The sequence below is a fragment of the Mesorhizobium sp. M7A.F.Ca.CA.001.10.2.1 genome, assembly GCF_003998575.1.
Classification (GTDB): domain Bacteria; phylum Pseudomonadota; class Alphaproteobacteria; order Rhizobiales; family Rhizobiaceae; genus Mesorhizobium.
This window is the reverse complement of the sequence record NZ_RZQY01000269.1, coordinates 1-7,631: the sequence shown is the minus strand read 5'-3', so window position 1 is coordinate 7,631 and position 7,631 is coordinate 1. Positions and strand designations below refer to the sequence as shown.

9 protein-coding genes are annotated in these 7,631 nt (G+C 65.0%); 5 read left to right on the top strand and 4 right to left on the bottom strand.

What is annotated here, in order from left to right:
- Positions 1–55: 55 nt before the first annotated feature.
- Positions 56–553, bottom strand: coding sequence for a (2Fe-2S)-binding protein (locus EN964_RS18115; RefSeq protein ID WP_127267450.1), 498 nt, complete (start codon positions 551–553; stop codon positions 56–58).
- 290 nt (positions 554–843) lie between these two features.
- Here EN964_RS18115 and EN964_RS18110 point away from each other — a divergent pair, with 290 nt between their 5' ends.
- On the top strand, positions 844–1,464 hold the full coding sequence (locus tag EN964_RS18110) for a TetR/AcrR family transcriptional regulator (protein WP_127267449.1): 621 nt from the start codon (positions 844–846) through the stop codon (positions 1,462–1,464).
- Between the two features lie 56 nt (positions 1,465–1,520).
- The gene (locus tag EN964_RS18105; protein WP_127267448.1) at positions 1,521–2,519 is read left to right on the top strand and encodes a bestrophin family protein; all 999 of its coding nucleotides are present in this window, start codon (positions 1,521–1,523) and stop codon (positions 2,517–2,519) included.
- 63 nt (positions 2,520–2,582) lie between these two features.
- On the opposite strand, the gene EN964_RS18100 is transcribed toward EN964_RS18105, so the two are convergent.
- From EN964_RS18100 to EN964_RS18090, 3 genes are all read right to left on the bottom strand, one after another.
- Entirely contained in the window at positions 2,583–3,587 is a 1,005-nt protein-coding gene (locus EN964_RS18100; RefSeq protein WP_127267447.1) for an NAD(P)-dependent alcohol dehydrogenase, read from the bottom strand.
- A 40-nt stretch (positions 3,588–3,627) separates the two neighbouring features.
- Positions 3,628–3,888, bottom strand: a complete 261-nt coding sequence (locus EN964_RS18095; protein WP_127267446.1) for a hypothetical protein — start codon at positions 3,886–3,888, stop codon at positions 3,628–3,630.
- A gap of 83 nt (positions 3,889–3,971) precedes the next feature.
- Positions 3,972–4,724, bottom strand: a complete 753-nt coding sequence (locus tag EN964_RS18090) for a thioredoxin family protein (protein ID WP_127267445.1) — start codon at positions 4,722–4,724, stop codon at positions 3,972–3,974.
- 306 nt (positions 4,725–5,030) lie between these two features.
- On the opposite strand from EN964_RS18090, the gene EN964_RS18085 reads away from it, so the two are divergent.
- The 3 genes from EN964_RS18085 to EN964_RS18075 all read left to right on the top strand — a co-directional run.
- Positions 5,031–6,251, top strand: coding sequence for a helix-turn-helix domain-containing protein (locus EN964_RS18085; protein WP_127267444.1), 1,221 nt, complete (start codon positions 5,031–5,033; stop codon positions 6,249–6,251).
- Positions 6,252–6,287: 36 nt separating this feature from the next.
- Positions 6,288–6,920 carry a PQQ-binding-like beta-propeller repeat protein gene (locus EN964_RS18080; RefSeq protein WP_127267443.1) on the top strand — a complete coding sequence of 211 codons (633 nt, stop codon included), beginning with the start codon at positions 6,288–6,290 and terminating at the stop codon, positions 6,918–6,920.
- A gap of 163 nt (positions 6,921–7,083) precedes the next feature.
- The coding region (locus EN964_RS18075; protein WP_206528728.1) for an aldo/keto reductase at positions 7,084–7,631 on the top strand (548 nt) is incomplete at its 3' end.

The following is a 7,631-nucleotide window of genomic DNA, read 5'->3' as shown; positions in this document are numbered from 1 at the left end:
GCTGCCGCGGCGATGGCGTCGGGGATGGTGGCTGGCCTGATGTAATCGAAATCTCTCATGCCGCGGTCCTCCGGTCGGCTTTGACAAGCTGTTGCTGGGCTTCCAGGACGGCCTCGACGATGCCGCCATAGGCCGCGCATCGGCATATGTTGCCGCTCAGCCCCTCACGGATGCGTTCGGGATCGTCGCCGGCCTGTGCCTCGGCGATCAGGCCGAGCGTGCTCATGATCTGGCCGGGTGTGCAGAACCCGCACTGCAAGCCGTCATGGGCGATGAAGGCGGCCTGCACCGGATGCAGTTCCTCGCCGTGGGCGACGCCTTCGATGGTCAAGACTTGGGCGCCGTCATGGCTGACCGCTAGCGCCAGGCATGAGTTGATGCGCTTGCCGTCGACCAGCACCGTGCAGGCGCCGCACTGGCCGCGGTCGCAGCCCTTCTTGGTGCCGGTGAGATCAAGCCGCTCGCGCAGCAGGTCGAGCAGGGTTACGCGTGGATCGACCTCCAGTTCGTGTCGGTGGCCGTTGATGGTGAGGGTGATGGGAAGGCTGGTCATGGGCGTCTGGCTCCAGTTGCTTGACGCGGATGGGATTGAACTGGTGCCTTGCCGCGGAAGGGCAAGGTAACCGTTCGGTCAGGTCTTGACGGCGAAAGCGGAGATGGCAGCGGATCTCCCGCGAGGCAGGCGGGCAGGGGAGATGTCGGCTTGCGTGTTCGAAAGACGTGACATACCGGTTCCCCTGATTATATGATAAAGGTGCTCCACTAAAACGGAGGCGCCTCCGTTTAATACGTGGTGGCTGAACCGGCCGGGTTCAAGCCCCCTGACACGATGTGGAGAAAAAATTGGCCAGCGAGCCGTCCGCCATTACAGAACAGAAGGCCGAGGCCGTAGACGCGAAGCCGCTGCGCGCCGATGCGCGGCGCAACCGCGACCGGCTGGTCGAGGTGGCGGTGTCGGTCTTTGCCGAGCGCGGCATCGATGGCTCGCTGGAGGAGATCGCGCGCCGCGCCGGCGTCGGCATCGGCACGCTCTACCGGCATTTCCCGACGCGCGAGCATCTGGTCGAGGTGGTCTATCGCCGGGAGGTGGAGGCGCTCTGCGCGGCCGCCGGCGAGCTTGCCCAGAAACATCCGTCCGATGTCGCGCTGGAACAGTGGATGCAGCGCTTCGTCGACTACATCGCCACCAAGCGCGGCCTGGCGACCAGCCTGCGCATTGTGCTCACCACCAATTCGACGCTGTTTTCCGACACGTTCGGCCGGGTGTCGCAAGCCTTGCGGCAGCTGGTCGAGGCGGCGGTGGCCGACGGCACCATCCGCGGCGACGTCGACGCTTCCGACGTGCTGCACGCGCTGGGCGGCATCTACTCAGCGCCCGACACCCCCGAATGGCGCGACCGCTCGCGCCGGCTGGTCAAGCTGTTGATGGACGGGTTGCGGTTCGGGGCTGCAAAGGCACAATGAGGCGACGAGATTCCGCCCGTGCAAAACCACACCTGTCGATAAATTGAGGGGACCCGATGTATGTAGGCCGCTCCTACAAAATAGTGGACTTCGCGCTGTGGTCGCGGCGCAGCGTCATCTACATGGTGGTGGTGAGTGGACTGGCCGTGGCGGCTTACCGTCTTCCAGGCATCGCCGGGTTTTCGGTGCCATGGTCGGTGGTGCTGGTGCTTGGCACCACCGTGTCACTCGTTGCCGGGTTCAAGAATTCGCAGGTGTTCACCCGCAGCAGCGACGCGCTGCAGGCTTTTACGCAAATTACGGCCAGCAGCCGGTTGTGGTCCAATTTCTGCAGGGATTTCCTTGACGCGCCGACGGCCAGACAGCTCATCTATCGCCACATCGCCTGGATGACGGCATTGCGTTTTTCCCTGCGCCGGCCGATGCCATGGGAATCCATGGCGCGGGCCGCCAATATCGAATACCGGCGGCGCTACCGCATCCATGAGGATGCGAGCTCGATCGCCGACGAATTCCGTCCGCTGCTCGCCGAACAGGCCGAGGACGTCCTGAAATCGCCCCAGCCGGCGATAGCCCTGCTCGAACTGCAATCTGTCCAGGTCAATGCGCTGTTCAAGGACACAAAGCTCCCTCCTCAGATCTATGGCGAACTGACCAAGCTGATCCGCGACTTCCATGACCAGCAGGCGCGCTGCGATCGCATCAAGAACAATCCCTATCCCCGGCAATACGCCATCGTCAGTTCGATGTTCGTGATGATCTTCTGCACGCTGTTGCCGTTCGGGGTCGTTCCCGTCTTTGCCGATATGGGCAAATTGGGTGGGGCGCTCGGGTCGATCGCGATCTGGCTGACGATCCCGTTCAGCACGCTGCTGGGCTGGGCTTACATGTCCCTCGACCAGGTCGGCGAAAGCAGCGCCAACCCGTTCGAGGGCAACGCCAACGACGTCCCGATCTCGCAGATTTGCCGCGACATCGAGATCGAGTTGCGCAGCGGGCTCGGCGAGGCCGATCTTCCCAAGCCCCTGATGCCGGTCAACGACATCGCGACCTAGGCAGGATCACGACGAAGGCGCGGACCCGACGGTCCTCTTCATCGTGCTGCTGGCGGAGGCCGCTCAAACGTCGAGGCAGACCTTGCCGAAATGCTTTTGGGTTTCGTAATGCGCGAAGGCGGTGGCGATGTCCTGCAGCGGAAAATGGCGGTCTATGACGGGCTTCAGCCTGATAGTCTCTATCGCCCGGATCATATCCTCCTGGTCGGCCCGGCTGCCGATGGAAATGCCGCTGATGCGGATCTGGTTGGAAAACAGGGCAGGGATAGACACTTCCGCCGCAAAACCGGTCAGGACGCCGACCAGCGCGATGTGACCGCCCGTGCGGCAGGCGATAATCGACTGCGCCAGCGTGGCGGGTCCGCCGACCTCGATCACGTGATCGACACCGCGTCCGCCCGTCAGATCCCTGGCCTTGCGACCCCAGTCCGGGACGGACTTGTAGTTGATGACGGCGTCGGCTCCGAGGCGCGTGAGCCTTTCCAGCTTCTGCTCGTCGGATGAGGTGGCGATGACCCGGGCGCCGGCGGCTTTGGCGAATTGCAGCGCGAACAGCGATACGCTGCCCGAACCGAGGACCAGCACCGCGTCGCCCGGCTTCACCTTGCCGCACACAACCAGGCCGCGCCAGGCAGTAACGCCCGTGCAGGTGAGCGACGCCGCCTCGACATGCGTATAGCCTGCCGGTGCCTTGGTGAAAGCGTGCGCCGGCATGCAGACATACTCGCTGGCGAAGCCGTCGAAACTGTCTCCCGGAATATCGCGCCGGGTGCAGGGCGTCATGTCACCGCCCAGCCACCAGGGATAGAAGACGCTGACGACTCTGTCTCCGGGCTTGAGTGCATCGACACCGTCGCCGAGGGCAATCACTTCGCCGGCGCCGTCGGAGAGCGGAACGCGGCCGTCGGCGAGAGGCATCTTGCCTTGCACGGCAAAGTCGTCGCGCATGTTCAACGCGCAGGCCCGGATCCTGACCAGAACCTCGCCCGGCCCTGGCTGGGGCGGATCTTCCTCGACCAGGTCGAGATTGCCCAAGCCGCCCGGCGCTCTCAGCCTGACCAGTCTCATTGTCTTCTCCGATGTGTGGGGTGTCTGGAATTGGAATGGTCTAGCGGGCCTGCCGGCCTGAGATCACCCGCAGCCAGGGCGCCAGATGAAAGGCGCTCATCAGCAGATACATCGCGGCCATGCCCGTGAGGGGCGAGGCGTCGATGCCCATGCACTGCATGGCCGCATCGCCGCTGAAGATGCAGGTGAGCAGCGCCATCACGGCGAAAGTCGGTGCCGCGGCAAGGCAAAGCCAGTCGGCCAGCCCGAGGGTTGCGGCTTCCGGGATCGTGCTGCCGGCACCGGTATGGATATCGCTCATCGCCTTAATCCTTGATGATCATGCCAGCCACGACAGGTTCCTCTCTCCACGGAGTGGGGAGAGGAACCCAGACTGAACAACCGTTACTGCTCGCCCTTGTCGCGGAATGCAGCCTCGCCGGCAGCAGACACTTCTTCCCATTTCTTGTCGGCCCCGGCGTCGTAATTGTCGTGCCAGTTCCACCAGGAATAGAGCGGGGTCTGCGGATAGCCTTCGGGCGAATCCTCCCAAATTTCCTGGCGGCCGAGCGGCGTCGCGTCGAGATAGCTCCAGACGGTGCCCATCGCCTCGTCGCCGCGGCTGTTGATGAGATAGGTGCGGAAGATGCGGTCGCCGTCATGGATGAAGACGTTGTGGCCGTGCCATTCGTCGACCCCGAAGTCCTTGTCGAAACTGTCCGTGATTGTGTACCAGGGCATCTGCCAGCCCATCCGCTGCTTCAGCCGCGCAATGTCGGCTTGCGGGGCACGCGAAGCGTAGGCAAGAGTGGTGTTGCGGGCGTTGAGATGGGCGAGGTGGCCGACCTGGTCGGCGCCCAGCGAACAGCCGCGGCAGGCATGATCGGGCCAGCCATGCACGCCGGGCTCGAAAAAGGCGCGGTAGACGATCAGCTGGCGGCGGCCTTCGAACAGATCGAGCAGGCTCGCTCTGCCGTTCGGCCCCTCGAACACATAGGCCTTGTCGACTTCCATCCACGGCATGCGCCGGCGCTCGGCGGCCAATGCGTCCTTGGCCCGCAGCGTTGCCTTTTCCTTCACCAGCATCTGTTCGCGGGCGGCTTCCCAGTCCTGCCTCGAAACGATCGGCGGGGTCTTCATTGCGATGTGCTTGGTCATTGGTCGTCTCCTTTGCCAGTCTGTTGTCGCTTGCTGTCAGCCAGAATAGGGCGGTGAAGCGCGGGGGTGGGAGTTACAAGTGTGACGGGATTTGCAGGAGCCGGCCCGTCGCAGCAGGGGTGGCGCATCCTCACGGTGCCTTCGGCCGCGTCATGGAGAGGAGTGTCGGTTGGCATTGTCGGTTCTCCCTTGGCGTGCCGCACGTTGCCGATAGAGTTGGCCGATGCGGCTTGCCGGTTCATGGTACGGATTTAAGTTAGGGCGGCGACGCACAAGGGTGGGAGTTACAAGTGTGACGGGATTTGAATGGATTCGCTGATCACCGCCGCGGCGCTGGCGCTGGCCGGAGGCGATCCGCTCGGCGCGCTGGATCGCGTCGCCCTGCGCGAGGATCCGCCGGCGCTGGCGCTGCGCGGCATCGCCATGGCGCAACTTGGCGATCTTGATCGCGCCAAGGCGCTGCTGCGGCGGGCCGCGCGTGGCTTCGGCCCGAAAGAGGCGGTTGCGCGTGCGAGATGCGTCGTTGCCGAGGCCGAGATCGCGCTGGTCTCACGCGATCTCGGCTGGCCGGCCAAGGCTTTGGATGCGGCGCGGGCGACGCTGGAAAAGCATGGCGACCGGCTGAACGCAGCGCATGCCGGCCACCTCAAGGTGCGCCGCCTGCTATTGATCGGCCGTCTCGACGAGGCCGAAGACGTGCTGGGCGGGCTCGATCCGATGCCGCTTCCGCCGGCCTCGCGCGCCGCCCACGAGCTGGCCGTCGCCGGCATCGCGATGCGGCGCCTCAAGACGAAGCGGGCGCGCAGGGCGTTGGAGTGGGCACGCCACGCCGCCCGCCAGGCCGGCATTGCGGGGCTCATCGCTGAAGTCGATCGCGCATTCCTGGCGCTGGACACACCGGCGGCGCGGCTGATCGCGGCTGGCGAGCAGCGCTCGTTGCTGCTTGAGGACGTCGAGGCGTTGCAAGCGTCGCCGGCATTGCTGGTCGATAGCTTTCGCTATGTCGTGCGCCAACAGGAGAAAACGGTCTCGCTGGCAACGCGCCCGGTGCTGTTTGCGCTGGCCCGTACGCTCGCCGAAGCGTGGCCAGGCGATGTGTCGAGGGCGAGGCTGATCGCGCAAGCCTTCGGCGGCAGGCACGCCGATGAATCGCACCGGGCACGGCTGCGGGTCGAGATCGGCCGGCTGCGCACCGAATTGCGCGGCCTGGCCGACATCGGCGCGACCAGCCAGGGCTTCGCGCTGGCGCCGCGCCAGGCACGCGAGGTGCTGGTGCTGGCGCGGCCGATCGAGGAGCGGCACGCGGCGGTGCTGGCTTTCCTTGCCGATGGTGAATCCTGGGCGAGTTCGGCGTTGGCGCTGGCGCTTGGCACCGGCCAACGCAGTGTGCAACGGGCGCTGGAGCAGCTTGGCGAGGCCGGCAAGGTGCAGTTTTTCGGTCACGGCCGGGCGCGCCGCTGGATGACGCCGCCGGTGGCGGGATTCACGACCACCTTGTTACTCCCGGCGCCGCTGCCGAGTGGTTAGTAGGGGACATCAGACCATCTCAGTGAGGACAAGGACATGAAACAGTCAGCGGCCGAAATTCTGCGCGAATACGGACCCTTTCCAGATGTGGAGAGGGTGCATGGGGTGAGTTTTGACGGCAACAATGTCTGGTTCGCCTCGGGCGAGAAGCTGAACGCCTTCGACCCGGAAAACGGCCAAGCGCTGCGCTCGATCGACGTCGCGGCGCATGCCGGCACCGCCTGGGACGGCCAGCACTTCTTCCAGCTTGCCGACGACCTGATACAGAAGATCGACCCTGATACCGGCCAGGTGCTGGCGACCATTCCGGCGCCGGGCGGCGGCGGCGATTCCGGGCTGACCTGGGCCGAAGGGACGCTCTGGGTGGGGCAATATCGCGAACGCAAGATCCACCAGATCGACCCGGAGACAGGGGCGATCCTGCGCACCATCGAATCCAACCGTTTCGTCACCGGGGTGACATGGGTCGAGGGCGAGCTGTGGCACGCCACCTGGGAAGGCGACCAGAGCGACCTGCGCCGCGTCGACCCGCGATCAGGCAAGGTTCTCGAGAAGCTCGACATGCCGGCCGGCATGGGCGTGTCGGGGCTGGAATCCGATGGCGGCGACCGCCTCTATTGCGGCAGCACATCCGCCGGGGTGGTGAGGGCGGTGCGCCGGCCGCGGTGAGGATGCGGCCGACGCCGAAGTCACACTTGCAGGCGCACTTCACACGGCAATTTGTCCGCTGTCGGCTGGTCGTCGCATCCTGTCGGACCTAGATAGGCTGTGCACCGGGCAGACCGCCCGGACCCGCTTTGCAAAGGATCCCCCCATGCCTGGACAGCCCATCATGCCCGAACAGATTGCATTGAACGACGGCTCCGCCATTCCCCAGCTCGGCCTTGGCGTGTGGCAGGTCGACCAGGATATTACCGCCGAGGTGGTGAGTTGGGGCATCGAGGCCGGCTATCGTCTGATCGACACCGCCGAAGGCTACCAGAACGAGGAAGGGGTCGGAGAGGCGATCCGCAGCGCCGGCGTGTCGCGGGCTGAGCTGTTCATCACCTCGAAACTGCGCAACGGCGCACACCAGCGCGATGCGGCGCTACGCGCCTTCGATGACACCATGGCCAAGCTCGGCATTGAGCAGATCGACCTGTTCCTGATCCACTGGCCTGTGCCCAGCCAGGACAAATATGTCGAGGCCTGGAAGACGCTGGTCGAACTCCGGCAGGCCGGCCGCATCAAGTCCATCGGCGTTTCGAACTTCAACCAGGACCATCTGGAGCGGATCATCGCGGAAACCGGCGTGACGCCCGTCGTCAACCAGATCGAGTTGCATCCCCAGTTCCAGCAGCGCGGTGTCAGGGACTTTCACGCCAAGCACGACATCCGTAT

Excerpts from the sequence above, each read along its gene's own strand:
- EN964_RS18105 (WP_127267448.1), top strand. The coding sequence starts at position 1,521 with ATGTATGTAGGCCGCTCCTACAAAATAGTGGACTTCGCGCTGTGGTCG.
- EN964_RS18100 (WP_127267447.1), bottom strand. The coding sequence starts at position 3,587 with ATGAGACTGGTCAGGCTGAGAGCGCCGGGCGGCTTGGGCAATCTCGAC.
- EN964_RS18095 (WP_127267446.1), bottom strand. The coding sequence starts at position 3,888 with ATGAGCGATATCCATACCGGTGCCGGCAGCACGATCCCGGAAGCCGCA.
- EN964_RS18115 (WP_127267450.1), bottom strand. The coding sequence starts at position 553 with ATGACCAGCCTTCCCATCACCCTCACCATCAACGGCCACCGACACGAA.
- EN964_RS18085 (WP_127267444.1), top strand. The coding sequence starts at position 5,031 with ATGGATTCGCTGATCACCGCCGCGGCGCTGGCGCTGGCCGGAGGCGAT.
- EN964_RS18080 (WP_127267443.1), top strand. The coding sequence starts at position 6,288 with ATGAAACAGTCAGCGGCCGAAATTCTGCGCGAATACGGACCCTTTCCA.
- EN964_RS18090 (WP_127267445.1), bottom strand. The coding sequence starts at position 4,724 with ATGACCAAGCACATCGCAATGAAGACCCCGCCGATCGTTTCGAGGCAG.